Source organism: Streptomyces sp. NPDC048442, from assembly GCF_040651475.1.
GTDB lineage: Bacteria > Actinomycetota > Actinomycetes > Streptomycetales > Streptomycetaceae > Streptomyces.
The window spans coordinates 1-26,593 of sequence record NZ_JBEZKB010000053.1 but is presented as its reverse complement, the minus strand read 5'-3'; the positions used below and the strand labels follow the sequence as shown (position 1 = coordinate 26,593).

The 26,593-nt window shown below is 70.4% G+C and carries 28 protein-coding genes; 15 read left to right on the top strand and 13 right to left on the bottom strand.

Annotated features, from left to right (window positions below; all coding sequences use genetic code 11):
• Window positions 1–119: 119 nt before the first annotated feature.
• From AB0D18_RS40295 to AB0D18_RS40270, 6 genes are all read right to left on the bottom strand, one after another.
• On the bottom strand, window positions 120–875 hold the full coding sequence (locus tag AB0D18_RS40295) for an SDR family oxidoreductase (protein ID WP_362430688.1): 756 nt from the start codon (window positions 873–875) through the stop codon (window positions 120–122).
• Window positions 876–879: 4 nt separating this feature from the next.
• Entirely contained in the window at window positions 880–2,727 is a 1,848-nt protein-coding gene (locus tag AB0D18_RS40290) for a glycoside hydrolase family 15 protein (protein ID WP_362430687.1), read from the bottom strand.
• A gap of 74 nt (window positions 2,728–2,801) precedes the next feature.
• Entirely contained in the window at window positions 2,802–3,602 is an 801-nt protein-coding gene (locus tag AB0D18_RS40285) for an SURF1 family protein (protein ID WP_362430686.1), read from the bottom strand.
• Between the two features lie 153 nt (window positions 3,603–3,755).
• Window positions 3,756–3,989 (bottom strand): hypothetical protein, encoded by a 234-nt coding sequence (locus AB0D18_RS40280; RefSeq protein WP_266655386.1) that lies wholly within the window; start codon window positions 3,987–3,989, stop codon window positions 3,756–3,758.
• A gap of 64 nt (window positions 3,990–4,053) precedes the next feature.
• Window positions 4,054–5,076: a DEDDh family exonuclease gene (locus tag AB0D18_RS40275; RefSeq protein WP_362430685.1), complete on the bottom strand. Its 1,023-nt coding sequence runs from the start codon at window positions 5,074–5,076 to the stop codon at window positions 4,054–4,056.
• Window positions 5,077–5,144: 68 nt separating this feature from the next.
• The gene (locus AB0D18_RS40270; RefSeq protein ID WP_362430684.1) at window positions 5,145–5,762 is read right to left on the bottom strand and encodes a TetR family transcriptional regulator; all 618 of its coding nucleotides are present in this window, start codon (window positions 5,760–5,762) and stop codon (window positions 5,145–5,147) included.
• A 90-nt stretch (window positions 5,763–5,852) separates the two neighbouring features.
• Here AB0D18_RS40270 and AB0D18_RS40265 point away from each other — a divergent pair, with 90 nt between their 5' ends.
• The 9 genes from AB0D18_RS40265 (at window position 5,853) to AB0D18_RS40225 (ending at window position 13,947) form a co-directional block, all read left to right on the top strand.
• Window positions 5,853–6,653, top strand: coding sequence for an acetoacetate decarboxylase family protein (locus AB0D18_RS40265; RefSeq protein WP_362430683.1), 801 nt, complete (start codon window positions 5,853–5,855; stop codon window positions 6,651–6,653).
• Window positions 6,653–7,537: an SDR family NAD(P)-dependent oxidoreductase gene (locus AB0D18_RS40260; RefSeq protein ID WP_362430682.1), complete on the top strand. Its 885-nt coding sequence runs from the start codon at window positions 6,653–6,655 to the stop codon at window positions 7,535–7,537. The genes AB0D18_RS40265 and AB0D18_RS40260 overlap by 1 nt, the downstream gene beginning before the upstream one ends.
• 16 nt (window positions 7,538–7,553) lie before the next feature.
• Window positions 7,554–8,834 carry an amidohydrolase family protein gene (locus tag AB0D18_RS40255; protein ID WP_362430681.1) on the top strand — a complete coding sequence of 427 codons (1,281 nt, stop codon included), beginning with the start codon at window positions 7,554–7,556 and terminating at the stop codon, window positions 8,832–8,834.
• A complete protein-coding gene (locus AB0D18_RS40250; RefSeq protein WP_362430680.1) occupies window positions 8,831–10,057 on the top strand; it encodes an amidohydrolase family protein in 1,227 nt (408 codons plus the stop codon). Before AB0D18_RS40255 ends, AB0D18_RS40250 begins: the two co-directional genes overlap by 4 nt.
• A gap of 25 nt (window positions 10,058–10,082) precedes the next feature.
• Window positions 10,083–10,808: a VIT family protein gene (locus AB0D18_RS40245; RefSeq protein WP_362430679.1), complete on the top strand. Its 726-nt coding sequence runs from the start codon at window positions 10,083–10,085 to the stop codon at window positions 10,806–10,808.
• A gap of 82 nt (window positions 10,809–10,890) precedes the next feature.
• Window positions 10,891–11,151, top strand: coding sequence for a Clp protease N-terminal domain-containing protein (locus AB0D18_RS40240; protein ID WP_362430678.1), 261 nt, complete (start codon window positions 10,891–10,893; stop codon window positions 11,149–11,151).
• A gap of 83 nt (window positions 11,152–11,234) precedes the next feature.
• The gene (locus tag AB0D18_RS40235) at window positions 11,235–12,107 is read left to right on the top strand and encodes a sterol desaturase family protein (RefSeq protein WP_362430677.1); all 873 of its coding nucleotides are present in this window, start codon (window positions 11,235–11,237) and stop codon (window positions 12,105–12,107) included.
• A complete protein-coding gene (locus tag AB0D18_RS40230; RefSeq protein WP_362430676.1) occupies window positions 12,104–12,880 on the top strand; it encodes a lysoplasmalogenase in 777 nt (258 codons plus the stop codon). The genes AB0D18_RS40235 and AB0D18_RS40230 overlap by 4 nt, the downstream gene beginning before the upstream one ends.
• Before the next feature lie 20 nt (window positions 12,881–12,900).
• On the top strand, window positions 12,901–13,947 hold the full coding sequence (locus tag AB0D18_RS40225) for a zinc-dependent alcohol dehydrogenase family protein (protein ID WP_362430675.1): 1,047 nt from the start codon (window positions 12,901–12,903) through the stop codon (window positions 13,945–13,947).
• A 129-nt stretch (window positions 13,948–14,076) separates the two neighbouring features.
• Here the strand turns inward: AB0D18_RS40225 and AB0D18_RS40220 are convergent, their stop codons facing one another.
• Entirely contained in the window at window positions 14,077–15,618 is a 1,542-nt protein-coding gene (locus AB0D18_RS40220; protein ID WP_362430674.1) for a S8 family serine peptidase, read from the bottom strand.
• Between the two features lie 251 nt (window positions 15,619–15,869).
• On the opposite strand from AB0D18_RS40220, the gene AB0D18_RS40215 reads away from it, so the two are divergent.
• The 3 genes from AB0D18_RS40215 (at window position 15,870) to moaA (ending at window position 19,019) form a co-directional block, all read left to right on the top strand.
• Window positions 15,870–16,235 carry a DUF485 domain-containing protein gene (locus AB0D18_RS40215; protein WP_362430673.1) on the top strand — a complete coding sequence of 122 codons (366 nt, stop codon included), beginning with the start codon at window positions 15,870–15,872 and terminating at the stop codon, window positions 16,233–16,235.
• 8 nt (window positions 16,236–16,243) lie between these two features.
• The gene (locus tag AB0D18_RS40210) at window positions 16,244–17,872 is read left to right on the top strand and encodes a cation acetate symporter (protein WP_362430672.1); all 1,629 of its coding nucleotides are present in this window, start codon (window positions 16,244–16,246) and stop codon (window positions 17,870–17,872) included.
• A 157-nt stretch (window positions 17,873–18,029) separates the two neighbouring features.
• Window positions 18,030–19,019 (top strand): GTP 3',8-cyclase MoaA, encoded by a 990-nt coding sequence (gene moaA, locus AB0D18_RS40205; protein WP_362430671.1) that lies wholly within the window; start codon window positions 18,030–18,032, stop codon window positions 19,017–19,019.
• Here the strand turns inward: moaA and AB0D18_RS40200 are convergent.
• Both AB0D18_RS40200 and AB0D18_RS40195 read right to left on the bottom strand, forming a co-directional pair.
• On the bottom strand, window positions 19,002–19,265 hold the full coding sequence (locus AB0D18_RS40200; protein WP_362430670.1) for a hypothetical protein: 264 nt from the start codon (window positions 19,263–19,265) through the stop codon (window positions 19,002–19,004). The genes moaA and AB0D18_RS40200 overlap by 18 nt on opposite strands.
• Window positions 19,266–19,462: 197 nt before the next feature.
• Complete coding sequence (locus tag AB0D18_RS40195) at window positions 19,463–19,828, bottom strand: DUF3099 domain-containing protein (protein WP_362430669.1); 366 nt, start codon at window positions 19,826–19,828, stop codon at window positions 19,463–19,465.
• Between the two features lie 213 nt (window positions 19,829–20,041).
• Between AB0D18_RS40195 and AB0D18_RS40190 the strand changes: the two genes are divergently transcribed.
• A complete protein-coding gene (locus AB0D18_RS40190; RefSeq protein WP_362430668.1) occupies window positions 20,042–20,317 on the top strand; it encodes a GlsB/YeaQ/YmgE family stress response membrane protein in 276 nt (91 codons plus the stop codon).
• Window positions 20,318–20,458: 141 nt separating this feature from the next.
• Here the strand turns inward: AB0D18_RS40190 and tyrS are convergent, their stop codons facing one another.
• From tyrS to AB0D18_RS40175, 3 genes are read right to left on the bottom strand one after another with little or no spacing between them, the layout of a single operon-like run.
• Window positions 20,459–21,727 carry a tyrosine--tRNA ligase gene (gene tyrS, locus AB0D18_RS40185; RefSeq protein ID WP_362430667.1) on the bottom strand — a complete coding sequence of 423 codons (1,269 nt, stop codon included), beginning with the start codon at window positions 21,725–21,727 and terminating at the stop codon, window positions 20,459–20,461.
• Window positions 21,728–21,770: 43 nt separating this feature from the next.
• Window positions 21,771–23,165: a metallopeptidase TldD-related protein gene (locus tag AB0D18_RS40180; RefSeq protein WP_362430666.1), complete on the bottom strand. Its 1,395-nt coding sequence runs from the start codon at window positions 23,163–23,165 to the stop codon at window positions 21,771–21,773.
• A complete protein-coding gene (locus AB0D18_RS40175; RefSeq protein ID WP_362430665.1) occupies window positions 23,162–24,721 on the bottom strand; it encodes a TldD/PmbA family protein in 1,560 nt (519 codons plus the stop codon). The genes AB0D18_RS40180 and AB0D18_RS40175 overlap by 4 nt, the downstream gene beginning before the upstream one ends.
• 187 nt (window positions 24,722–24,908) lie before the next feature.
• On the opposite strand from AB0D18_RS40175, the gene fabG reads away from it, so the two are divergent.
• Entirely contained in the window at window positions 24,909–25,625 is a 717-nt protein-coding gene (gene fabG / locus AB0D18_RS40170; RefSeq protein WP_362430664.1) for a 3-oxoacyl-[acyl-carrier-protein] reductase, read from the top strand.
• A gap of 5 nt (window positions 25,626–25,630) precedes the next feature.
• Window positions 25,631–26,398 carry an enoyl-ACP reductase FabI gene (gene fabI, locus AB0D18_RS40165; RefSeq protein WP_362430663.1) on the top strand — a complete coding sequence of 256 codons (768 nt, stop codon included), beginning with the start codon at window positions 25,631–25,633 and terminating at the stop codon, window positions 26,396–26,398.
• Here fabI and AB0D18_RS40160 read toward each other — a convergent pair.
• A partial coding sequence (locus AB0D18_RS40160) for a hypothetical protein (protein WP_362430662.1) occupies window positions 26,362–26,593 on the bottom strand: 232 nt, incomplete at its 5' end. The two genes, fabI and AB0D18_RS40160, sit on opposite strands and share 37 nt — an antisense overlap.

Below are 26,593 nucleotides of genomic sequence, written 5' to 3'. Positions count from 1 at the left end.
GGGGCGGTGGGGGGGGGGGGGGGGGGGGTGGGGGCCGGTCGCGCAGTTCCCCGCGCCCATAAATGCCTGCCCCTTCCCCCGCTAGCCCTCTTGGGCAGCGGGGCCGCCCCCCCCGCCCCTCAGAACCCGTGCCGTGCGCCTCCGTCCACCGGCAGCATGACCCCCGTCACGTACGACGCCGCCGGCGACAGCAGGAATGCCGCCGTCCGGCCGAACTCCTCCGCCGTCCCGTACCGCCGCAGCGGAATGCGCGATTCATTGGTGGCCCTGGCCGCGTCGGGGTCCGCCGCGAGGGAGTCCAGGTAGCGGACCCGGTCCGTGTCGATGCGGGCCGGGAGCAGGCCGACCACGCGGATCCCGCGCGGCCCGACCTCGTCGGAGAGGGACTTCGCGAAGCCCGCGAGCCCCGGGCGCAGGCCGTTGGAGATGGTCAGGCCGGGGATCGGCTCGTGGACGGACGCCGAGAGGACGAAGGCGATCACGCCGCCCTCGGTGAGGGACTCGGACGCGGCGCGGGCGAGTCGTACCGCACCCAGGAAGACCGACTCGAACGCGTCCCGCCACTGCTCGTCGGTGTTGTCCGCGGCCCCGCCCGCCGCCGGTCCGCCGACGCTGATGAGGATGCCGTCGAACCGGCCGAAGCGGTTGCGGGCCTCCTCGATGAGGCGGGCGGCCGTCGCCGGGTCGGCGTTGTCGGCGGCCAGCGCCGCCGCGTTCGGGCCCAGTTCGCCGGCCGCCGCCGCGAGGGCCTTCTCGTCGCGCGCGGTGAGGATCACCTTCGCTCCGTCCGCCACCAGTTCGCGCGCGGCGGCGAAGCCCAGGCCCCGGCTCGCTCCGGTAACGACGTACACACGGTCCTTCAGTCCAAGATCCATGGCGCTATCCTGCACCCTCCCCGTCCGAAGCCTCCGCGCGGGCCAGGGCCTGAGCCGTGCCCACCAGGCCGATGTGGCTGAACGCCTGCGGGAAGTTGCCCAGCTGGCGGCCCGCCACCGGGTCGTACTGTTCGGCCATCAGCCCCACGTCGTTGCGCAGGCCGAGCAGCTTCTCGAAGAGTTCGCGGGCCTCCTTCGCGCGCCCCGTGAGCAGCAGCGCGTCCGCCAGCCAGTACGAGCAGACCAGGAACGCGCCCTCGCCGCCCGGCAGTCCGTCGACCCGGTTGGCCCGCAGGGACTCGTCGGTGCTGTAGCGCCGGATGAAGTCGCCGTCCCGGCCGAGCTCGGCGCGTACCGCCTCCACCGTGCCCACCACCCGTGGGTCGTCCGGCGGGAGGAATCCGACCAGCGGGATGAGGAGGGTGGCGGCGTCGAGTTCCGCCGAGCCGTACGACTGGGTGAAGGTGTTGCGCTCCGGGTCGTAGCCCTTCTCGCACACCTCCCGGTGCACCTCGTCGCGCATCGCCCGCCAGCGTGCCGCGTCCCCCGGCAGCGTGGGGTCCGCCTCCAGGGTGCGTACCGCGCGGTCGGCGGCGACCCATGTCATGACCTTGGAGTGCACGAAGTGGCGGCGCGGACCGCGCACTTCCCACAGCCCCTCGTCCGGCTCGCGCCACATCGACTCCAGGAAGCCGAGCAGGCTGAGCTGGAGCTTCCAGGCGTGGGGCTTGGAGGCGAGGCCCGCCTGCCGCGCCAGGTACAGGGAGTCGACGACCTCGCCGTACACGTCCAGCTGGAACTGGTCGGCGGCGATGTTCCCGATCCGGACCGGGAGCGACCCCTCGTACCCCGCCAGCCACGGCAGTTCCAGCTCGGTCAGCCGCCGCTCGCCCGCGATCCCGTACATGATCTTCAGGTCGGCGGGGTCCCCGGCGACCGCGCGCAGCAGCCAGTCGCGCCACTGGGCGGCCTCGTCGAGGTACCCGGCGGAGACCAGCGAGGCGAGCGTGAGGGTGGAGTCACGCAGCCAGCAGTACCGGTAGTCCCAGTTCCGTACGCCGCCGACCTCTTCGGGGAGCGAGGTGGTGGGGGCGGCGACGATGCCGCCGGTGGGGGCATAGGTGAGGGCCTTGAGGGTGATGAGCGAGCGCAGCACGGCGTCCCGGTAGGGGCCTTCGTACGTGCACTTGGCGGCCCACTCCTCCCAGTCCTCCAGGCTGTGCTCCAGGGACTCGTACGGGTCGACGAGCGCCGGGCGCGGCTCGTGGGACGGGTGCCAGGTGAGGACGAACGCGACCTGCTCGCCCTCGCGGACGGTGAAGGCGGAGCGGGTGCTGTACTGCTGGCCCCAGGTCCTGACCTCGGGGGCAGCACCGCTTCCCGTACCCGCCGCGCGCGGTACGTCGCGCAGCCAGATCGCGTCAGGACCCGCGACCGCGACCCGGTGCCCGTCGCTCCGGCGCACCCACGGCACGATGGCGCCGTAGTCGAGGCGCAGCCGGAGCGTGGAGTGCACGGTGACCTCGCCGGACAGGCCCTCCACGATGCGTACGACATCGGGGGCCCGGTCGCGCTGCGGCATGAAGTCGGTGACCTTGACGCTGCCGGACCTGGTCTCCCACACCGACTCCAGGACCAGCGAATTGCCCCGGTAGGAGCGGGAGGTGCAGTTGCCGGCGCCCTCGGGGGCCAGCCGCCAGTGCCCGTTCTCCGGGTTGCCGAGCAGTGCGGCGAAACAGGCCGCCGAGTCGAAGCGGGGCAGGCAGAGCCAGTCGACGGAACCGTCGCGGCCGACCAGGGCCGCGGTCTGGAGGTCCCCGATGAGCGCGTAGTCCTCGATACGTTGTGTCACGCTCAGGCGTCTTCCCGGCGGGGCGCGGAACTAAGCAACCCCGTAGGTCACGCAGCGGTACTTCGTGGGGAGTGCTACGCCGAGGCGGTGGCGGGCTCTTCGGCCGTGGCGTCCTGACGGGCGAGCGCCGCCGCGTCCCGCTCGCGCTTCTCGCGCCGTACGAGAATGACCCAGCCGACGGGCACGGCCGCCACGAACAGCCACCACTGAACGGCGTACGCCATGTGCGGGCCGATCGAGTCGGAATCCGGTGCGGCGATCGGCTCCGGGCTGCCGTCGGATGGGGCGGGCGAGGTCAGTTCGAGGTAGCCGCCGAGCACGGGGCGGCCGAGCAGCTTGGACTGCTGCACGCTGTTGATCAGCATGACGTGCCGCGGCGGCAGCCCTTCGAGGTCCTTGATTCCGCTGCCGGACGTCGTCTCGTCGGCCTTGAGGCGGCCGGTGACGGTGACTTCGCCGGCGGGCGGCGCCGGGATGCGGGGGAAGGCCTGCTGGTCGGAGGCGAACGCGACCCAGCCCCGGTTGATCAGGAGGGTGCCGCCGCCCTTGAGGTTCAGCGGCGTCAGGACGTGGAAGCCGACCTTGTCGTCGGTGGAGGTACGGCGTCGTACGACGACCTCGTGCGCGGTGTCGAAGGTGCCGGTGGCGGTCGCCGCGCGCCAGAAGTCGGCGGTGGGAACGGTGTGGCCGGGCGAGGTGAGCTCGGTCACGGGCTTCGGCTTCGCCCTGAGGTTCCCGGCGATCAGCTGGTTCTGCGCGACCTTGTGCTCGTGGCGGTGGAACTGCCAGAAACCGAGCTGGACCATCGCGGGGATGAGGACCAGAGCCAGGAGGGTGAGGATCACCCACTGCCGGGACAACAGGAAGCGGTACACGCTTTGACGGTACCTGGCGCGAGAAGTCCCCCGGCGGGCGGGTTGCCCGAGCCGGGGGACCGGAGCTGTCCCTGGAGGCCGGTGAGCCGGGCCTCGGCGAAGGAGGGCCTCATGGACCCTCACGGTGAGCCGGGCCTACCTGTGAAGCAGGTCTCACACCTTGTCGACGATGCCCACCTTCCCCTCCGCGCGGGAGCAGTGCGCACCGCAGAACCACTGGCCCTCGACCTCGACGCCCTGGCCGATGATGCGGCACCGGCAGTGCTCGCAGATCGGGGCCATCCGGTGGATGGCGCAGGAGAAGCAGTCGAAGACGTGCACCGCGCCCTGCGCGTGCACCTCGAAGGACATGCCGTAGTCGTTTCCGCAAACCTCGCATCGTGCCATGCGCCACAGGGTGCAGGCCGAGGGCGGGCGAGAAGTGCAGGCCCGCCCGTCAGGGGCCCGCGCGTCACCCGTCCGACGGTGCGGGAGCCACGTCGCGCAGCAGATGTGTGTACGCGGCCTCGTCGACGACCGGTGTGCCGAAGGACTTGGCCTTGACCGTCTTGGACGTCGCCGAGTCCGGGTCGTTGGTGACCAGGAGGCTCGTCAGCCGCGACACGCTCGATGCGACGTGCAGCCCCGCCTCGACCGTACGGTCCTCCAGGAGGTCGCGGTCCACCGACGTGTCGCCGGAGAACGCCACCCGCATCCCCTGCATCAGCGGCTTGTCCGCCCGGTAGCGCCCGGGGTTGGGGTACGGGCAGGCGGGCCGCTTGCGCGAGGGCCGCCAACTGGCCTGGCCGCCGCCGCTTCCGCCGCCGATCCCCCCACCGCTTCCGCCGTACGAAGCCTGGTAGCCGATCCGGGGCTTGGCGGGCGCGTCCGACCACTCGGTCAGCGGCCGGCACTCCAGGAGCGGCAGCCGCACCCCGCCCTGCGCCGCCGCGTGCAGGCTCGGCCGGAACGCCTCGGCGAGCACCCGCGCGTCGTCCAGCGCGTGGTGCGCGTGCTGCTGCACGACGCCGAAGTGCGCGGCCAGCGACGCCAGCTTGTGGTTGGGCAGCGGCAGCGCCAGCTCCTTGGAGAGCGCGATGGTGCACAGCCGCTGCCGCACCGGGGCGGTGTGCCCGGCCCGTGCGTACTCCCGGGCGAGCATCGACCAGTCGAACATCGCGTTGTGCGCGACCAGGACCCGCCCGTCGAGCCGCTCGGACAGCTCGCCCACGATCTCCGGGAACAGCGGCGCGCCGCTCAGCACGTCGCTGGTCAGGCCGTGGATCCAGGTCGGTCCCGGGTCCCGCTCGGGGTTGACCAGGGTGTACCAGTGGTCGACGACGTCGCCGTGCGCGTCCAGCCGGTAGACGGCAGCGGAGATTATGCGGTCGTCGCGGGAGAGACCGGTGGTCTCCACGTCGACGACCGCGTACCCCTGCGGGTAGGCGGTCGGCCAGGGTGCTGCCGCTGTCGTCTGGTCATCGAGCATGGTCACAGAGAATACGGGCCGGGACTGACAGTCCCCTATTCGCCCAGTCCGGAGCCGTCTGCGAGCGGTGTCCGTCACCGTCCCACGAGCGACTCCACCAGCGCCCGCACCGACACCACGAACAGCTTTTCCGAGTCCACCGGCCGCGCCAGCGCCCGTGCCAGGCCCGGGTCCTGCTCCGCCGCCGCCTCGTCCCACAGGTCCTCCTCACCGGGGTGCTGCGCGGGCGAGCGCTCGCGGTTGCGCTCGACCAGGACGTACCCGACGACCTGGTACTGGATGGCCCGTACGGCCTCCGCCGCGCGCGCACCGCGCAGGCCGGCCGCGTGCACCTCGTGCACCAGGGCCTGCTGGGCGGGCAGGAACATCCGCTCGGTCAGTCCCCGTTCGTGGACCATCGCCACCAGGTGCGGGTGCGCGCGCAGATCGCGGCGCAGGGCGCGGGCGACGGAGACGATGCGCCGGGCCGGGGTCCCGCCGCGCGGCCGGATGGTGGCCAGCTCGTGGACGGTGCGCTCGACGAGGGCGTCGAGGAGGGCCTCGCGGTTGCCGACGTGCCAGTAGATCGACGTCACCGCCGTGCCCAGTTCGGCGGCCAGCTTGCGCATGGTGAGGGCGGCCGGCCCGTGCTCCTTGACGTACCGGGCGGCCGTGTCGAGGACTTCCGCACGGGTGAGTGACGGTCTCGGCATGCAACCCCAACTTCCTTGTGTGCACGTCTCTTTACCCTTCATCGCGGTTGCTGTAACTGTGTTACACGACCGACGAAGGGTGGTACGGCGATGGCACGCGTACGGTACGGACCGCGCACCGAGGCCGAGATCGAGGCGGCGCGCACCAGGAACACCCAACTCCCCGACATCTGGTCCACCGGTGTGGTGGCGGTGTGGGAGAGCGACCCCGACGCGGTGGCGGCCGTCCTGCCGCCGCCCCTCAAACCCACCGGCCGGCCCCTGGTCCGCGCCAACATCAGCAAGGTCGACCTGCCCGGCTACCCGCTCGGCGCGGGCTCGGTGGCGGTCGCCGCCGAGTACGGCGGGCGCGAGGGCTGGTACCCCCTGGTCATGCCGATGACCCACGAGCGGGCGCTGATCGGCGGACGCGAGGTGTTCGGCGAGCCGAAGAAGCTCGGCGAGGTGACCGTGGAGCGCGAAGGCCTGATCGTACGGGCGTCACTCGCGCGGCACGGGATCGCCTTCGTGGAGGTGCGGGGCGCGGTGGACAGGGCGCTTCCGGTGCCCGGGGAGCCGACCGAGAAGCTGGACTTCTACTTCAAGTTCCTGCCCGCCGTGGACGGACGCGGCTTCGACGCCGACCCGGTCCTCGTGCAGTGCACCCGGCACGAGAAGGTGCGCAAGCTGGAGAAGGTCAGCGGTGACGTCGTGCTCCGCGAGTCGATGTACGACCCCGTCGCGGACCTCCCCGTCCGCCGCCTCATAGAGATCACGCTCGGCGAGAAGACCAGCGACCAGAGCGGCAAGGTCGTCGAACGGGTCGACGCGCAGGCCCTGTTGCCGTACATCCACCAGCGCTACGACGACCCGCAGCAGATCCTCGACGGCCCGCCGGAAGGGAGCGTCTGATGGAGCTGGCGGCGGGACAGGTCGCCGTCGTCACCGGCGCCGCGAGCGGCATCGGACTCGCGATGGTGCGGAGGTTCGCCGAGGAGGGGCTCAAGGTCGTCCTCGCGGACGTCGAGGAGGGCGCGCTCGGCAAGGCCGCCGCGGAACTGCGGGAGGGTGGCGCGCAGGTCCTGGCACGCGTCGTGGACGTCAGCGAGCGCGACTCCGTACAGGAGCTGGCGGACGCGGCGTACGAGACCTTCGGCGCGGTGCACGTGCTGTGCAACAACGCCGGTGTCGGGTCCGGCGCCGAGGGCCGCATGTGGGAGCACGAGCCGAACGACTGGAAGTGGGCGTTCGCCGTCAACGTCTGGGGCGTCTTCCACGGCGTGCAGGCCTTCGTGCCACGCATGCTGGCGGGCGGCGAGGCCGGGCACGTCGTCAACACGTCGTCGGGGGACGGCGGCATCGCACCGCTGCCGACCGCCTCCGTGTACGCCGTCACCAAGTCCGCCGTCGTCACCCTGACGGAGTCGCTGTACGCACACCTCAAGGCGGAGCAGGCGCAGGTGGGCGCCTCGGTGCTGTTCCCGGGGCCGCACATGCTGCGCACCGGCCTGTGGGAGTCGCACCGCAACAGGCCCTCGCGCTATGCCAAGGAGCGCCCGCGGAAGTCGCCCTACCGGAGCCTCGAACAGTGGGAGGCGGCGATGGCAGCGGCGGGCCACGAAATCGAGTTCACACCGGTCGAGGAGGTCGCCGGGACCGTCGTGGACGGGATCAGGGCGGACCGCTTCTGGATGCTCCCCGAGAGCGCACACAGCGACCGGCAGATCCGGGCGCGGTCGCAGTCGATGCTGGACCGCGCCAACCCGTCGTACCTGGAGAACTTCATCCTCGACTGAGGGGCGTGAGTGAACCATGACCGACCGAGACCCCTACCTGATCATTTCCTCCGACTGCCACGCAGGTCTGCCGACCGAGCAGTACCTGCCCTATCTGGACAGCGCCTACCACCGCGACTTCGAAGGATTCCTCGGGCAGCGCGACGCCCGCCGCGAGGAGATGACCCGGCTCGGCGTCCGTAACGAAGCGTTCGCCACCAAGTGGTTCCAGGACAACGAGGAAGGCCTGCGCGGCGGCTGGGACAGCGCCCAGCGCCTCAAGGAGCTGGACGGTGACGGGGTGGCGGCCGAGGTCGTCTTCCCGGACGCCGACGCCGTCGACAGCGGGACCGCGGCGCCCTTCGGCGTCGGCCTCGGTCTCTCCGGCGACCAGGACCCGGCGCTCGGAATGGCGGGTGCGCAGGCGCACAACCGGTGGCTCGCCGAGTTCGTCGCCGAGAACCCGGAACGCCACTGCGGGGTCGCCCTGCTCCCCGTCACGGCCGAGGTCGGCAAGGTCGTCGCCGAGGTGCACCGTGCCAAGGAGTCCGGGCTCGGCGCCCTGATGATCCCCTCGATGTGGGTCGACAAGGCCCCCTACCACGACCGCCGTTACGACCCGGTGTGGGCGGCGGCCGCCGAGACGGGTATGCCGATCGTCACCCACTCGGGCGCCGCGCCCCGGCACGAGTACGGCGACCACCTCGGCATCTATGTGAGCGAGGTGACGTGGTGGCCGGCCCGCCCGCTGTGGTTCCTGCTCTGGTCGGGGGCGTTCGAGCGGCATCCGGGACTCAAGTTCGGGGTGGCCGAGTCCGGTTGCTGGTGGCTGCCGAACCAGCTGTGGTTCATGGACAGGCTCTATCTGGGGGCGCACGGCGGCAAGAAGCTCTCCCCGTTCGAGGAGCTGAAGCGCCCGCCGAGCGAGTACCTGGACCGGCAGATCTTCGTCTGCGCCACTAACACCAAGCGCCGCGAACTTGCCCAGCGCTACGAGATCGGCGTCGACAACATCCTCTGGGGCAGCGACTTCCCGCACCCCGAGGGCACCTGGCCCAAGACCCGCGAGTGGCTGAAGAACACCTTCCACGACATCCCGGTGACCGAGACCCGGCGCATTCTGGGTCTCTCGGCGGCCGAGGTGTTCGGATTCGACACCGCGAAGCTGGCACCGCTCGCCCGGAGGATCGGGCCGACGCCCGACGAGCTGGGCCAGAGCGAGGACCAGGCGAAGGTGGAGCACGCCTGGTCCAAATCCCGTGAGGTGGGCCGCCATTGGCTCACCGGCCACGACTTCCCTCAGGTGGGTGTGTTGTGAACGATCGCTACACCGTCATCTCCGCCGACTGCCACGCCGGCGCCGACCTCCTCGACTACAAGCCGTACCTGGAGAAGAAGCACCACGCCGACTTCGACGCCTGGGCGGCCACCTACACCAACCCCTACGAGGACCTCCTCGCCGACACCGCCGACCGCAACTGGAACTCCGCCCGCCGCCTCGCCGAGCTGGAGGCCGACGGCATCGTCGCCGAGGTCGTCTTCCCGAACACCATCCCGCCGTTCTTCCCCGCCGCCTCTTTGATGGCACCCGCGCCCACCCGGGAGGAGTACGAGCAGCGGTGGGCCGGTCTGCGCGCCCACAACCGCTGGCTCGTCGACTTCTGCGCCGACGCACCGGGCCGCAGGGCGGGCGTCGCGCAGATCCTCCTCAACGACGTCGAGGAGGCCGTACGGGAGATCCGCCGCAGCAAGGAGGCGGGCCTGACCGGCGGAGTGCTCCTCCCGGGCGCCCCGCCGGGCTCCGGCATCCCGGAGCTCTACTCGGCCTCGTACGACCCGATCTGGGCGGTCTGCGAGGAGCTGGAGGTCCCGGTCAACCACCACGGCGGGTCGGCGTCCCCGCCGCTCGGCGACGAACCGGCCGCCCGCGCCGTCTTCATGGTCGAGACGACGTGGTTCTCGCACCGGGCGCTCTGGCACCTGATCTTCGGCGGCGCCTTCAACCGGCATCCGGGCCTCAGGCTGGTCCTCACCGAGCAGGGTTCCGGATGGATCCCCGGCATCGTCGAAATGCTGGACTACTACCACTCGCGGCTCGTCTCGGCGGCGACGAGGGCGGCCACCGCGGAGTCCAAGTTCGGGGCAGGCCTCGCCACTTCGATGGGAGCGAGCCCGAGCGAGGTGTGGCGCGACAACTGCTTCGTCGGCGCCAGCTTCATGCGCCCTCATGAGGTGCCGCTGCGCGACAGGATCGGCCTCGACAAGATCATGTGGGGCAGCGACTACCCGCACGACGAGGGCACCGCCCCCTACTCGCGGGAGGGCCTGCGCATCGCGTACGCGGGGCTGCCTCAAGAGGAGGTCGCCGCGATGGTCGGCGGCAACGCCGCCCGTGTGTACGGATTCGACCTGGACGCCCTCGGCGCGATCGCCGCCAAGGTGGGGCCGACCGTCGAGGAGGTGGCGCAGCCTCTTGAGGAGGTCCCGGCGGACGCGACGAGCCCCGCCTTCGCACCGGGCGGGTCGGTGCGCGTCTGGTGAGCGCGGCGGTGGCATCCTCCCCGGCATGACGGACGACACGACGGACGAAAAGGGCGCCTACGAGCCCCATCACGAGGACCTCGGCTCCCGGCTGAACTGGCTGCGGGCCGGGGTCCTCGGCGCGAACGACGGCATTGTCTCCACGGCGGGCATCGTCGTCGGTGTGGCCGGAGCCACCGACTCCCGGGCCACGCTCCTGACGGCGGGCCTGGCTGGACTCCTGGCCGGATCCATGTCGATGGCGGCGGGCGAGTACGTCTCCGTGTCGACGCAGCGCGACGCCGAGAAGGCCGCCCTGACGCTGGAGAAGAAGGAGCTGCGCGAACAGCCGGACGAGGAACTCGCCGAGCTGGCCCAGATCCTGGAAAGCCGCGGACTCTCACCGGAAACGGCCCGCGAGTCCGCCCGGCAGCTCACCGAGCGCGACGCCCTGCGCGCCCACGCGCGCGTGGAGCTGGGCATCGACCCCGACCGGCTCACCAACCCCTGGCACGCGGCCTGGGCCAGTTTCGCCGCCTTCACCGTGGGCGCCCTGCTGCCGCTGCTCGCGATCATCCTGCCGCCGGAAGCCTGGCGGCTGCCGGTGACGGTGGTCTCGGTACTGATGGCACTGGCCTTCACCGGCTGGGGCAGCGCCAGGCTCGGTGTCGCACCTCCGAAGCCCGCCGTGTGGCGGAACATGGCGGGCGGGGCGCTCGCGATGGCAGTGACGTATCTGGCGGGGACACTGCTGGGGGCGGTGGGGGTATAGGGCGCGGACGGTCGCGAACGCGCCCCGGAAGGACCGGTTCGCACGGTTCCGCGCCGGGCGCGAATCGGTCACCATGGCACGTATGCCGAACGAGCGAACTCCCCGTTCCACGCCCCGATTTGACGCCCTCGTCGCCGAGGCGGGCCGGATCGCCGTAGGACTCGGTCACCAGCACACCGGTGCCGAGCACCTCATGATGGCGCTCCTGCGCGACCCCGACGCCGTACCGACGCAGGTCCTCGCCGAGCTCGTCGACCCGGTCGAGATCGACAAGCGGCTGCTGACGCTGGTCACCTCACCGACGTACCACGAGAACCGGCACACGGACCGGCCGCATTCCTGATCACCGTTCCTGACAGAACTTCTCGCATACTTGTCGGTAACAACCCCTAGTCGGGCCCCCGCCTGCGGCTCTATCGTGCGGGCATGCCGAACCTGCCCGATGTCGTGCTGTGGTCGATCCCGGCCTTCGTCCTGCTCACCGTGCTCGAAATCGTGAGCTACCGCCTGCACCCCGACGACGACGCCGAGGGGTACGAAACCAGAGACGCCGCCACCAGCATCACCATGGGGCTCGGCAGCATCGGCTTCGACATCCTCTGGAAGATACCGATCGTCGCGATCTACACCGCGGTGTACGAGCTGACACCCGCGCGCATCCCCGTCCTGTGGTGGACGATCCCGCTGATGCTGCTCGCGCAGGACTTCTTCTACTACTGGTCGCACCGCGGCCACCACGTCGTACGCATCCTGTGGGCCTGCCACGTGGTCCACCACTCCAGCCGGAAGTTCAACTTCACCACCGCGCTGCGCCAGCCCTGGACGACGCTCACCGTCTGGCCGTTCTACCTGCCGCTGATCGCCTGCGGAGTGCACCCGGCGGCCCTGGCGTTCTGCTCGTCCGCCAACCTCGTCTACCAGTTCTGGGTGCACACCGAGCGGGTCGGCAAGCTGCCGCGCCCCTTCGAGTATGTGCTCAACACGCCCTCGCACCACCGTGTGCACCACGCCTCGCAGGGCGGCTACCTGGACCGCAACTTCGGCGGCATCCTGATCGTCTGGGACCGGCTCTTCGGCTCGTTCGTGCGCGAGGGCGACCGCCCCGTCTACGGGCTGACCAAGAACATCGAGACCTACAACCCGCTGCGCGTCGCCACCCACGAGTACGCCGCCATCGCCCGCGACGTACGGGCCGCGCGGACCTGGCGGGAGCGGGCGGGACGCGTCTTCGGGGGCCCCGGCTGGCAACCGAAGACGGCACCGGCCACCCCCGCACAGCAGCCGGAACCCGCCGCATGAGCCGCATGAGCGGTGCGAGCCCGAGCGGTACGAGCCCGAACGGTGCGAGCCCGAGCCGTACGAACCCGAGCCGTACGGGCCGCGAGAAGCTCGCCGCCGGGCTGCTCGCCGCCTTCCTCCTCGTCACCGCCGTCGATCTCGCCGGACTCCTCGCGGACAGCTGGGGCGTGCACCGGGCGGCGAAGCCGCTGCTGATGCCGCTGCTCGCCGGATACGTCGCCGCACGCGGCGGACCGCGCCTGCTGATCGTCGCGCTGCTCTTCGGCTGGGGCGGCGACATCGCCCTCCTCTTTGATGCGGAGCCGGCCTTCATGCTCGGCATGGGCTCCTTCGCCCTCGGGCACGTCTGCTACCTGTTCCTCTTCAAGGGCGCACCCGTGCGCCGCCCGCTCGGCGCCGTCTACGCCCTCGCGCTCCTCGCCACCGTCGCCCTGCTCTGGTCCGACCTGCCCGCGGATCTGCGCATCCCGGTCGCCGGGTACAGCCTGCTGCTCACCGCCATGGCCTTTCGCGCGAGCGGGCTCGGGGTGTACGCGGGCGTCGGCGGCGCCCTGTTCCTGCTGTCCGACACCCTCATCGCGACCGGCGTCGCCCAGTGGCCGCAGCTGCCCGCCCCCGACTTCTGGGTGATGGCCACCTACGCGGCGGCGCAGTGCCTGCTCGCCGTCGGAGTGCTCGGCGCGGGGGCACCGGCCGCCGGGGAGGGGGCCGCCGGTGCCCGCCGCGCAGGGGAGTCGTCCCGGGCGTACGGTGAAAGGCGAACTGCCCTCTGACCAGCAAGGACGCCCCCCCCATGCGTGCCACCGTCATTCACGCTCCCCACGACATCCGGGTCGAAGAGGTCCCCGATCCGATCGTCCAGCTGCCCACCGACGTGGTCGTACGGGTGCTCCGCGCCTGCATCTGCGGCAGCGACCTGTGGGCGTACCGCGGGGAGTCGGCCAGGAAGCCGGGGCAGCGCATCGGGCACGAGTTCCTGGGCATCGTCGAGGAGGCGGGCGCCGAGGTACGGGCCTTCAGGACCGGTGACCTGGTCGTCGCGCCGTTCGTCTGGTCCGACGGGACCTGCGACTACTGCACGGAGGGGCTGACGACCTCCTGCCCGCAGGGCGGCTTCTGGGGCTCCGTCGGCTCCGACGGCGGCCAGGGCGAGGCCGTGCGCGTCCCGCTCGCCGACGGCACCCTCGTCAAGCTGCCCGCCGACGCGGCCTCCGACGACCGGCTGCTGGCCGCGCTGGCCTCCCTCGCCGACGTCATGGGCACCGGCCACCACGCGGCCGTCGGAGCCGGCGCAAGGCCCGGCGGGACCGTCGCGGTCGTCGGGGACGGTGCGGTCGGCCTGTGCGGCGTACTGGCCGCCAAGCGGCTCGGCGCCGACCGGATCATCGCGATGGGCCGCCACCGGTCCCGTACCGACCTCGCCCGCACCTTCGGCGCCACGGACGTCGTCGCCTCAAGAGGTGACGAAGCGGTCGCCGCCGTACAGGAGTTGACCGGCGGGCAGGGCGCGCACTCCGTGATCGAGGCGGTCGGCACCGAGCAGTCCATGCACACCGCCGTCTCCATCACCCGCGACGGCGGCGCCATCGGCTACGTCGGCGTGCCGCACGGCAGCGCCACCGGGCTCGACCTGGGCGTCATGTTCGGCCGGAACATCGCGCTGCGCGGGGGAGTGGCACCGGTACGCACGTACCTCCCGGAACTCCTCGTCGACGTCCTCAACGGCACGATCGACCCGTCCCCCGTCTTCGACCTCACGGTCGGACTGGACGGCGTCCCCGACGGCTACAAGGCAATGGACACCCGCACCGCCCTCAAGGTCCTCATCAAGCCCGCGTAGGGGCGCGAAGCCCACGTACCCAGGGCCGCGAGAACCTCGCAGTTGGGGGCGCGGGGAACTGCGCGACCAGCCACGAGTCACCCGCAGCAGACAATGCGCACACAGCTCCCCGCACCCCCCCGCGAACGCCTAGCGCACCGCGCGAAGTGCGTCGACGATCCCGGCCCCGTAGAAGCCGTTGTCGTTCACCCCGCCCTTGCAGACCGCGTCGATCTTGCCGTCCTTGTCGATGTCGTACGGCTCACCGCAGGCGGTGCTCTCGGCCTGCGACGTCAGCATCCGCTCCAGCTGCGCCGGGGTGGCGTCCGGGTGCGTCGACTTCAGCAGCGCGAGGACGCCCGAGACGTGCGGGGCCGCCATCGAGGTGCCGTTCTTGTAGCCGTAGCCGCCGCCCGGCAGGGTCGACAGGATCCTGCCGTCGACGGCAGGCCCCTCCGGCTCCTGGTACGCCGTCCGGTCGCCGCCCGGCGCCGCCACGTCGACGACGCCCTTGCCGTAGCTGGAGTACGACGACTTGAGGTTCTTGGCACCGGTCGCGGAGACCGTCACCACGTCGTCCAGCTGCATCGGGATGTCGAGGCACTTCTTCGGGTCGATGGTCCGGCTGCCCGGGGTCCCGTCGTTGGGGCTCGACGCGTCCACGATCTCCTTGGAGTCGAGGTCGTAGTTCGAGTTGCCCGCCGAGGCGACGGATATCGTGCCCTTCTTCCAGGCGAACCGCTGGGCCCGGTCGACGGCTTCCACCAGGGCGCCCTGGTCCGGGTCGTCCTTGCAGTTGAACATCCACGGGTCGGTGAAGTAGCTGTTGTTCGTGACGTCCGCGCCGTGCTCGGCGGCGTACACGAACGCGCAGACGACGGCCTCGGTGTAGAACTCGCCGCTGGAGTCGGCGACCTTGATGCCGGAGAGCCGGACGTTCGGCGCGACACCGGTGACGCCGAGGCCGTTCTTGGCGGCGGCGATGGTGCCCGCCACGTGCGTGCCGTGGTCGGACTCGTCGGCCTTCGGCCGCCACACGCCCGCCGTGCTGTCCGCCTTGCCGCCGACACAGCTCGCGGAGCCCTTGGCGTCGAAGTTCGGCGCCAGGTCCGGGTGGGTGTCGTCGACGCCCGTGTCGATGACGGTGACGTTGACCTTCTTGCTGCCGAGGGTCTTCTGGTGCGCCTTGTCGGCACGGATCGCCGGCAGGGCCCAGAGCAGCGGCTCCAGCGGGTCCTGGGCGACGGCCGCCTTCTTCGCGGTCTTCGCGGCGGCCTGCGCCTCGGCCGCGGAGAGCCGCTGCGTGGCACCCTCGTCGGTGGTCGAGGCCGCCTTGATGGGCGCGGTGCGCGTCGCCCCGGCCGACTGCACCCCCCGTACCTCGCGGATCTGCTTCCCGAACTCCGGGTTCTGGGAAGTGACGACGATGACGCCTATCCGGTCGTACGAGATCACGATGGTGCCGCCGGCCTTGGCTATCGCCTTCTTGACCGCCGCCGCCGTCGAGGAACCGCCGTCGACGTTCACGACGTACGACAGCTTGGGGCCGTCCGCGGCGGGGGCCGCGGCCGGAGCGTCCTCAAGAGGAGCCGCCGTGGCCGAGGTCATCGGCAGGAAGCCGAGCGAGGCCGTCAGTGCCAGACCGACCGGGATCGCCAGCGCGCGGGATCGTCTGTTTCCCAGATGAGCCATGGGTTCTCCACATCATCCGTGCCGAACGTCCCACCGCCGAGACGCGGTTGGACGGGTACATGACCAGCGAAGCTATCGCTGATCAACGCTCCGTATCAATGAGTTCGGAAAAGAAAACACGCCCGTTGAACCGAGTCGTGACGCGGGCCGTGCCGTTGTCAGGGGGACGCAAGCACCATCCGCCCCGTCCCAGTGAGGTCCTTTTGACCCACCCGATCGCACCCACCGCACCCGCGTCGCGAGGAGAATCCGTGGCTACCGATGCACCACCGCCCGAGGGCGGCCCGGACACCAGCCCTGCCGGGCCCACGACGGAGCAGTTCGTCGAGGTGCAGGAGAGCGCGGAATTCGGCGAACTGCGCCGTGCCCACCGCTCCTTCGCCTTCCCCCTGACCATCGCCTTCATCGCCTGGTACCTGCTGTACGTACTGATGTCGAACTACGCCGGCGGCTTCATGGGAACGAAGGTCGTCGGCAACATCAACGTCGCACTCGTCTTCGGCCTCGGCCAGTTCCTGACGACCTTCCTCATCGCCTGGTTCTACTCGCGGCACGCGGCGACCAAGCTCGACCCGAAGGCCGCAGCGATCAAGTCCCGCCTGGAGGCCGGAGAATGAACCCCCTCGTGCCAGACACCACGGGCTGGCAGCTCGCCGCGGGCGAAGGCGCCGGCGACCACCGCGGCTTGATCATCACCCTCTTCGGCCTGTTCGTCGTCGCGACCCTCGTCATCACCATCTGGGCCGGCAAGCAGACCAAGAGCGCCTCCGACTTCTACGCGGGCGGCCGCCAGTTCACCGGCTTCCAGAACGGCCTGGCGATCTCCGGCGACTACATGTCCGCCGCGTCCTTCCTCGGCATCGCGGGATCCATCGCCCTCTTCGGCTACGACGGCTTCCTGTACTCCATCGGCTTCCTGGTGGCCTGGCTGGTCGCCCTGCTGCTCGTCGCGGAGCCGCTGCGCAACTCCGGCCGCTACACGATGGGCGACGTCCTCGCGTACCGCATGAGGCAGCGCCCGGTCCGCACCGCCGCCGGTACCTCCACCATCGTCGTGTCGATCTTCTACCTGCTCGCGCAGATGGCGGGCGCGGGCGTCCTCGTCTCGCTGCTGCTCGGCATCACCAGCGACGGCGGCAAGGTCGCCATCGTCGCCCTCGTCGGCGTCCTGATGATCGTGTACGTCACCATCGGCGGCATGAAGGGCACCACCTGGGTGCAGATGGTCAAGGCCGTCCTGCTCATCGCGGGCACCCTGCTCATCACCTTCCTGATCCTGCTGAAGTTCAACTTCAACGTCTCCGACCTCCTCGGCGCCGCCGCCACCAACAGCGGCAAGGAAGGGTTCCTGGAACCGGGCCTCAAGTACGGCGCCAGCGCGATGTCCAAGCTGGACTTCATCTCGCTCGGCATCGCACTCGTCCTCGGCACCGCCGGCCTGCCGCACATCCTGATCCGCTTCTACACCGTGCCCACGGCCCAGGCCGCCCGTAAGTCCGTGAACTGGGCGATCGGCATCATCGGCGCCTTCTACCTGATGACGATCGTGCTGGGCTTCGGCGCCGCGGCCCTCCTCAAGCCCGGGGACATCACCGCCTCCAACAAGGCGGGCAATACGGCAGCCCCGCTCGCCGCACTCGAAATCGGCGGCGGCGCCGGATCCACCGGCGGTGCGATCCTGCTCGCCGTGATCTCGGCAGTCGCCTTCGCCACGATCCTCGCGGTCGTCGCGGGCCTCACCCTCGCCTCGTCGTCCTCGTTCGCGCACGACATCTACGCGAACGTCATCCGGCGCGGCAAGGCCACCGAGAAGGAGGAGATGAAGGCGGCCCGCTGGGCCACCGTCCTCATCGGCATCGTCTCCATCGCGCTGGGCGCCCTCGCCCGCGACCTCAACGTCGCAGGACTCGTCGCCCTGGCCTTCGCGGTCGCCGCGTCCGCCAACCTGCCGACGATCCTCTACAGCCTCTTCTGGAAGCGCTTCACCACCCAGGGCGCCCTGTGGTCGATCTACGGCGGCCTCTTCACCGCGGTGTTCCTCGTGCTCTTCTCGCCGGTCGTCTCCGGCAAGCCGACCTCGATGTTCAAGGGCGTCGACTTCGCCTGGTTCCCGCTGGAGAACCCGGGCCTGATCTCGATCCCGCTGGGCTTCCTGCTCGGCTGGCTCGGTTCGGTCCTCTCCAAGGAGGAGCCGGACAAGGGCAAGTACGCCGAGCTGGAGGTCAAGTCCCTGACCGGCACCGGCGCGCACTGATCCGTCGGCCCGCGTCCGCTCGTACGTACCTCCGGGGCCGCGTCGTAGAGTCCTACGACGCGGCCCTGCCGTGCCTCGTGGCAATCGGCCCCGGTCGTTGTCAGTGCCGTCGCGTAGTGTCGGAGGTACCAGTCATCCATCGGGGAGGGGGCCCACAGTGCTCATCGACACCTATGGCCGGGTCGCCACCGACCTGCGTGTTTCGCTGACGGACCGCTGCAATCTGCGCTGTACGTACTGCATGCCCGAAGAGGGCCTCCAGTGGCTCGGCAAGCCGGACCTGCTCACCGACGACGAGATTGTCCGGCTGATCCGCATCGCCGTCACCGACCTGGGCATCACCGAGGTCCGTTTCACCGGCGGCGAGCCGCTGCTCCGCCCCGGCATCGTCGGCATCGTCGAGCGCTGCGCCGCCCTGGAGCCGCGCCCCAGGATGTCGCTCACCACCAACGGCATCGGCCTCAAGCGCACCGCCACCGCCCTCAAGACGGCCGGCCTCGACCGGGTCAACGTCTCCCTGGACACGCTGCGCCCCGACGTCTTCAAGACCCTCACCCGCCGCGACCGGCACAAGGACGTCCTGGAAGGCATGGCCGCCGCCCGCGACGCCGGCCTCACCCCGGTCAAGGTCAACGCCGTCCTGATGCCGGGGCTCAACGACGACGAGGCCCCCGACCTCCTCGCCTGGGCCGTGGAGAACGACTACGAACTCCGCTTCATCGAGCAGATGCCGCTCGACGCCCAGCACGGCTGGAAGCGCGACGGCATGATCACCGCCGGTGACATCCTGGAGTCCCTGCGCACCCGCTTCACCCTCACCGAGGAGGGCGAGGCCGAGCGCGGCTCCGCGCCCGCCGAGCGCTGGGTGGTGGACGGCGGCCGACACCGGGTCGGCGTCATCGCCTCGGTCACCCGCCCGTTCTGCCGGGCCTGCGACCGCACCCGGCTCACCGCCGACGGCCAGGTCCGCACCTGTCTGTTCGCCCGCGAGGAGTCCGATCTGCGGGCCGCCCTGCGCTCGGACGCCACCGACCAGGACATCGCGGAGCTCTGGAAGGTCGCCATGTGGGGCAAGAAGGCGGGTTCGGGCCTCGACGACCCGACGTTCCTCCAGCCGGACCGCCCGATGTCAGCGATCGGCGGCTGAGTCTCCCGAAGACGCGGGGCCCTGCTGCGCGGGGCCCTGGCGCTCGTTCCACTCGGCGAGCGTCACGACGTCCTTGAGGAAATCCCGTACGCCCAGGAACTGCGAGAGGTGCTCCCGGTGCTCCTCGCACGCGAGCCACGTCTTGCGGCGCTCCGGCGTGTGCAGCTTCGGATTGTTCCAGGCCAGTACCCAGACGGCGTCCGCACGGCAGCCCTTGGCGGAACAGATGGGGGTCTCGTCACTCACAGCAGAATTCCCAACCGGGGGCCACACAGAAGGGCCCGAACAAAGGCGACGCCGAGCAGCCACGGGGGGAGCTGCCCGGCGTCGGTCCGTCGCTCCGACGGGGGATGCGGAGCGCCTACGAAGTATGTCATGGGGTACGGGGTGCGGTGCACCGGAACTTCATGATTGATCTGAGCTTTTCTTGAGCTTGGGTGGAGCTAAGTCGTCCGCCCCTGTGGGTCGTTGACCGACTCGGCGGGCCCCGGGTCCATCACGGTGCCCTCCAGCGGCGGGCCCAGTGCAGGCCGTACCGGGGCGGGTACGAAGGTCGTCGGCAGGGTCTTCGTGCCCTCCCGGCCGCCGTTCGCGATCACCACCGAGACGTACGGCAACAGCACTCCCAGCGCCAGGGCCACAATCGCCACAGGACGCTCCACGTTCCACAGAACCGCGCCGAGGATGACCGCCAGCGTCCTGATCGACATGGAGATGACGTACCGGCGCTGCCTGCCCCGCACGTCGTCCGCCAGTGACTGCCGTGCCCCGGTGATCCGGACGACCTCGGCTCCGCGCAGCTTCCGCATCACGATTCCACCACCCGATTCCCGCGCCGGGCACTCCCCGGCCCGGACCCGTCCACCGTACGCCCGTGCTCCGACAGGCGTCGATGCGGGGGCGGCCCGGTCCGGTCGGAGCAGGACCGGCGTACCACGTATGGCGGCGTCCGACATGCGCCGTACGGGGGATCCGCCGAGACTTGATCACAGCGCACGTCCGCGCCGCTACGAGGAGGCGACATGAGTTGGTTGTGGGCAATCATCGTCGGGCTTGTGCTCGGTCTGATCGCCAAGGCGATCATTCCGGGCAAGCAGCAGATCCCGCTCTGGCTGACGACCGTCTTCGGCATTGTCGGATCGGTGCTGGGCAACTGGCTCGCCACGAAGTTCGGCATCAACGAGACCAAGGGCATCGACTGGGGCCGGCACCTCCTCCAGCTGATCGGAGCCGTGGTGATCGTCGGTCTGGGTGACGCGATGTACGCGGCGGTCAAGGGCAACAGGAGACGCGCCTGAACAGTGCTCGGTCCGCTACGCGGACAAGGCCGTGGCCGGGACCCGCTCATCTGCGGGGATCCCGGCCACGGCCGTATCCGTTCAGAGCGCCGTGACCCCGAGCGCCGTGGCCCGGAGCGCCGTGTTGCGGAGCGCCGTGGCTCAGGCCGCCGTGACCTCGATCGCCGCCAGGTTCTTCTTGCCCTTGCGCAGCACCAGCCAGCGGCCGTGCAGCAGCGACTCGGCGGTGACCTCGGCGTCCTCGGCGGTGACCTTGACGTTGTTCACGTACGCACCGCCCTCCTTGATGGTGCGCCGCGCGCCGCCCTTGCTGGGCGCCAGCCCCGCCGCGATCAGCAGGTCCACGACCTGGCCGAGGCTCTCCACCCGCGCGTGCGGCAGTTCAGAGAGAGCGGCCTTCAGCGTCGGCTCGTCGAGGTCGGTGAGCTCGCCCTGCCCGAAGAGGGCCTTCGACGCGGCGATGACGGCCGTGCACTGGTCGGCGCCGTGCACCAGCGTCGTCAGCTCCTCGGCCAGCGCGCGCTGTGCGGCGCGCGCCTGCGGACGCTCCTCGGTCTGCTGCTCCAGCTCCGTCAGCTCCTCCGGCGAGCGGAAGCTGAGGATCCGCAGGTACTTCGAGACGTCCCGGTCGTCCACGTTCAGCCAGAACTGGTAGAACGCGTACGGCGTGGTCATCTCCGGGTCCAGCCAGACGGCGCCGCCCTCGGTCTTGCCGAACTTGGTGCCGTCCGCCTTCGTCATCAGCGGCGTCGCCAGCGCGTGCACGACCGCCTCCGGCTCGACCCGGTGGATCAGGTCGAGACCGGCGGTGAGGTTGCCCCACTGGTCGCTGCCGCCCTGCTGGAGGACGCAGCCGTAGCGGCGGTAGAGCTCCAGGAAGTCCATGCCCTGGAGCAGCTGGTAGCTGAACTCGGTGTAGCTGATGCCCTGTTCGGACTCCAGCCGGCGGGCGACCGAGTCCTTGGTGAGCATCTTGTTGACCCGGAAGTGCTTGCCGATGTCCCGCAGGAACTCGATGGCCGACAGGCCGGCCGTCCAGTCCAGGTTGTTCACCATGGTGGCGGGGTTGTCGCCCTCGAAGTCGAGGAACGGCTCGATCTGCGACCGCAACCGGTCCACCCACTCCTTGATGGTCTCCGGGTCGTTCAGCGTCCGCTCCGCCGTCGGCCGCGGGTCACCGATCTGCCCCGTAGCCCCGCCCACCAGCGCCAGCGGGCGCAGCCCCGCCTGCTGGAGCCGGCGCATGGTGAGCACCTGCACCAGGTGCCCGACGTGCAGGCTGGCCGCGGTGGGGTCGAAGCCGCAATAGAACGTGACGGGGCCGTCCGCGAGCGCCTTGCGCAGTGCGTCTTCGTCCGTGGACTGGGCGAACAGCCCGCGCCACTTCAGCTCGTCGACGATGTCCGTCACGATTCTCGTATCTCCTCAGATGTGCGGTGTGTGCTGACCGAGGTTATACGCCCCGGCTGACAGAACTCATATTGAAATCCGGCACCCGCAGCGCGGGCATCGCGGCCCGGGTGAACCAGTCGCCCCATTCCCTGGGCAGCGTCTTCTCCGTCACACCCGCCTCGGAGGCCCGCGACAGCAGATCCACCGGGGACTCGTTGAACCGGAAGTTGTTCACCTCGCCCACCACCTCGCCGTCCTCGACCAGGTACACGCCGTCCCTGGTCAGACCGGTCAGCAGCAGCGTCGCCGGGTCGACCTCGCGGATGTACCAGAGGCAGGTCAGCAGCAGACCGCGCCCGGTGGCCGCCACCATCTCGTCCAGCGTCCTGGTGCCGCCCGCGTCGAGGATCAGGTTGTCGATGTCCGGGGTCACCGGCAGCCCGGTCAGGGCGGCGGTGTTGCGGGTGGTGGTCAGCCGCTCCAGCTTCCCGTCCTTGATCCACTCGGTGGGGGCCAGCGGAAGCCCGTTGTCGAACACCGAGGAATCACCGCCCGAGGAGTGCGCCAGTACGAACGGCGCGGCTTCGAGCCCCGGCTCGTTCGGATCGCTGCGCAGCGTCAGCGGCAGCGTGGACAGGGTGTCCCCGAGCCGCGTGGAGCCACCCGGCCGCGAAAACACCGTGCGCCCCTCCACCGCGTCCCGTGCCCCCGAGGACCACAGCTGGTACACCAGCAGGTCGGCGACCGCGCTCGGCGGCAGCAGCGTCTCGTACCGCCCGGCGGGCAGGTCGATGCGCCGCTCGGCCCATACGAGCCGCTTGGCCAGCTCCTCGTCCAGGGCCCCCGGGTCGACGTCCGTGAAGTCCCGGGTGGAGCGCCCGGCCCACGCCGACTTCGTACGGTCCGGAGACTTGGCGTTGACCTCCAGGGTGCCGTTCGGCTGGTCGTGACGCAGCCGCAGACCCGTCGACGTGCCGAGATAGCTGGACGTCATCTCGTGGTTCGCGAACCCGTACAGCTCCCGGCCACCGGCCCTGGCGCGGGCGAAGGCCTCCCCGAGTGCGGGCGCGAACGCGTCGAAGACGGACGAGGAGGTCTCGGCGGGCGCGTCCCGGAAGTCGGCGGACACCGGCACGCCCTCGACCAGCGGCTGCGCGTCCTCGGCAGGACCGGCCGCGCGCGCCGCCGCCTCGGCGGCCCGTACCAGCGACTCCAGCTCACCGGCGGTGACCGCGGACCGCGACACGACACCGGAGGCGGTGCCCTCGGCCCCGTCGACGGTCGCGACGACGGTCAGCGTCCGCCCGCGCGTCACCCCGTTCGTGGTCAGGGCGTTCCCCGCCCACCGCAGGTTCGCGGACGACTCCTCGTCGGCGATGACCACGCACCCGTCGGCGGTGGACAGCTCCAGCGCCCGCTCGACGATCTCGTACGGCTTGCTGCTCGCGCGGCTCATCGCCCGCCCTCCTGCGTGGTGTTCAAGATGTTGACGCCCCGGAAGAGGGCGGAGGGGCAGCCGTGCGAGACGGCCGCGACCTGGCCCGGCTGGGCCTTGCCGCAGTTGAAGGCGCCGCCCAGGACGTACGTCTGCGGGCCGCCGACCTTCTCCATCGAGCCCCAGAAGTCGGTGGTCGTCGCCTGGTAGGCCACGTCCCGCAGCTGCCCCGCCAGCTTTCCGTTCTCGATGCGGAAGAAGCGCTGACCGGTGAACTGGAAGTTGAAGCGCTGCATGTCGATCGACCACGACCGGTCGCCGACCACGTAGATCCCGCGCTCCACACCCCCGATCAGGTCCTCCGTCGACAGCCCGCCCGGATCCGGCTGCAACGACACGTTCGCCATCCGCTGCACCGGCACATGCCCGGGGGAGTCGGCGTACGCACACCCGTTGGAGCGCCCCAGACCCGTCAACTTGGCGATCCTGCGGTCGAGTTGGTACCCGACGAGTGTGCCGTCCTTCACCAGGTCCCAGGACTGCCCGGCCACACCCTCGTCGTCGTACCCGATGGTCGCGAGACCGTGCTCTACGGTGCGGTCACCGGTCACGTTCATCACCGACGACCCGTACGCGAGCTTGCCCAGCTGGTCGAAGGTCGCGAACGACGTCCCGGCGTAGGCGGCCTCGTACCCCAGCGCCCGGTCCAGCTCCGTGGCGTGCCCGATCGACTCGTGGATCGTCAGCCACAGGTTCGACGGGTCGACGACCAGGTCGTACGACCCGGCCTCGACGCTCGGCGCCCGCATCTTCTCGGCCAGCAGCGCCGGGATCCGCTCCAGCTCGGAGTCCCAGTCCCAACCCGTACCCGTCAGGTACTCCCAGCCGCGTCCCGCAGGCGGTGCGATCGTCCGCATCGAGTCGAACTCGCCGGACGTCCCGTCGACGGCCACGGCGGTCAACTCCGGGTGCAGCCGCACCCGTTGCTGCGTCGTCACCGTTCCCGCGGTGTCCGCGTAAAACTTGTTCTCGTGCACGGTCATCAGCGACGCGTCGACGTGCGCCACCCCGTCCGCCCGCAGCAGCCGCGCGCTCCAGTCCGCCAGCAGCGCCGACTTCTCCTCGCCCGGCACGTCGAACGGATCGATCTCGTACGAGGAAACCCAGGTCCGGTCCTCGTGCACGGGCTCCTCGGCCAGCTCCACGCGCTCGTCCGACCCCGCAGCCCTGATCACCTTCGCGGAGAGCTTCGCCATGGCGACGGCCTGCCCGGCGACCCGGGCGGCGGCATCCATCGACAGATCGACACCGGACGCGAACCCCCAGGCCCCGCCGTGCACCACCCGCACCGCGTACCCGACGTCGGTGGAGTCCGAAGACCCGGACGGTTTGGCGTCCCGCAGCCGCAGGGAGGCGCTGCGCACCCGCTCGAACCGGAAATCGGCATGATCGGCGCCCAGCGCCCTGGCCCTGGCGAGCGCGGCGTCGGCGAGGGCGCGCAGCGGGAGCGCGGTGAAGGACGGGTCGATGGAGTGAAGGGGAGGGCGGGAGGGGCGGGCGGGCGGGGACTGCGGCACGGATGTCTCCTGTCGTCGAGACGAGGTCGCTCCGATCATGTCGTGTCCGGGGGCGTCGTGCCCAGTCCCTTTTATGTAGGGACCCGACAGCGGCCGGTAGGTGGTGCTGTCGGGGACCGATTCTCCGTACGAGCCCCGGTACCGATAGTTTCGATCGGTACCAGACCGCTATGGAAAGGGTGATCCGTTGAGCCGCTCGGTTCTCGTCACCGGAGGAAACCGGGGCATCGGCCTCGCTATCGCCCGCGCCTTCGCCGATGCAGGTGACAAGGTCGCGATCACGTACCGCTCGGGTGATCCCGCGGAACTTGAGAAGGCGGGCTTCCTCGCCGTCAAGTGCGACATCACCGACACCGAGCAGGTGGAGCAGGCCTACAAGGAGATCGAGGAGAAGCACGGTCCCGTGGAGGTGCTGGTGGCCAACGCCGGCGTCACCAAGGACCAGCTCCTGATGCGCATGTCCGAGGAGGACTTCACGTCCGTCCTCGACACCAACCTCACCGGCACCTTCCGGGTCGTGAAGCGTGCCAACCGCGGCATGCTGCGCGCCAAGAAGGGCCGTGTCGTGCTGATCTCCTCGGTGGTCGGCCTGCTGGGTTCCGCCGGGCAGGCGAACTACGCCGCCTCGAAGGCCGGTCTGGTCGGTTTCGCGCGCTCGCTCGCCCGCGAGCTGGGTTCGCGGAACCTCACTTTCAACGTCGTCGCGCCCGGGTTTGTCGACACCGACATGACCCAGACACTCACGGAGGAGCAGCGCAAGGGCATCGTCGCCCAGGTGCCGCTCGGCCGTTACGCGCAGCCGGAGGAGATCGCCGCCACGGTGAAGTTCCTCGCCTCCGACGACGCGTCGTACATCACTGGAGCCGTCATCCCGGTTGACGGCGGATTGGGCATGGGTCACTGATCGCCATGAGTGGAATCCTCGAAGGCAAGAACATCCTCATCACGGGTGTCCTGATGGAGTCCTCCATCGCCTTTCACGCGGCCAAGGTGGCGCAGGAGCAGGGTGCGAACGTCATCCTGACCGCCTGGCCCCGCCCGACGCTGACCGAGCGCATCGCGAAGAAGCTGCCGAAGCCGGTGAAGGTCATCGAGCTCGACGTGACGAACCAGGAGCACCTGGACCGTCTGGAGGGCCTCGTCCGTGAGGAGCTCGGCTCGCTCGACGGCGTCGTGCACTCCATCGGCTTCGCGCCGCAGGACGCGCTGGGCGGCAACTTCCTGAACACGCCGTTCGAGTCGGTCGCGACCGCGATGCACGTCTCGGCGTTCTCGCTGAAGTCCCTGACGATGGCGTGCCGTCCGCTGATGAGCGAGGGCGGGTCGGTCGTCGGGCTCACGTTCGACGCGCAGTTCGCGTGGCCGCAGTACGACTGGATGGGCCCGGCGAAGGCGGCGCTGGAGGCGACCTCCCGCTACCTGGGTCGTGACCTGGGCAAGGACGGCATCCGCTGCAACCTGATCTCGGCGGGCCCGCTGGGCTCGATGGCCGCGAAGTCGATTCCGGGCTTCTCGGAGCTGGCCGCGGTGTGGGACACGCGCTCCCCGATGAAGTGGGACATGGCGGACCCGGAGCCGGCGGGCAAGGGGATCGTGGCGCTGCTGTCGGACTTCTTCCCGAAGACGACGGGCGAGATCATTCACGTTGATGGTGGCGTGCACATGATCGGCGCCTGACCCTTCCGGGAATGCGCGCAGGGGCGGGGCGGGCCAAAGGCACCGCCGTCGACCCGGTTGGCCCGCAGGGACTCGTCGGTGCTGTAGCGCCGGATGAAGTCGCCGTCCCGGCCGAGCTCGGCGCGTACTGCCTCCACCGTGCCCACCACCCGTGGGTCGTCCGGCGGGAGGAATCCGACCAGCGGGATGAGGAGG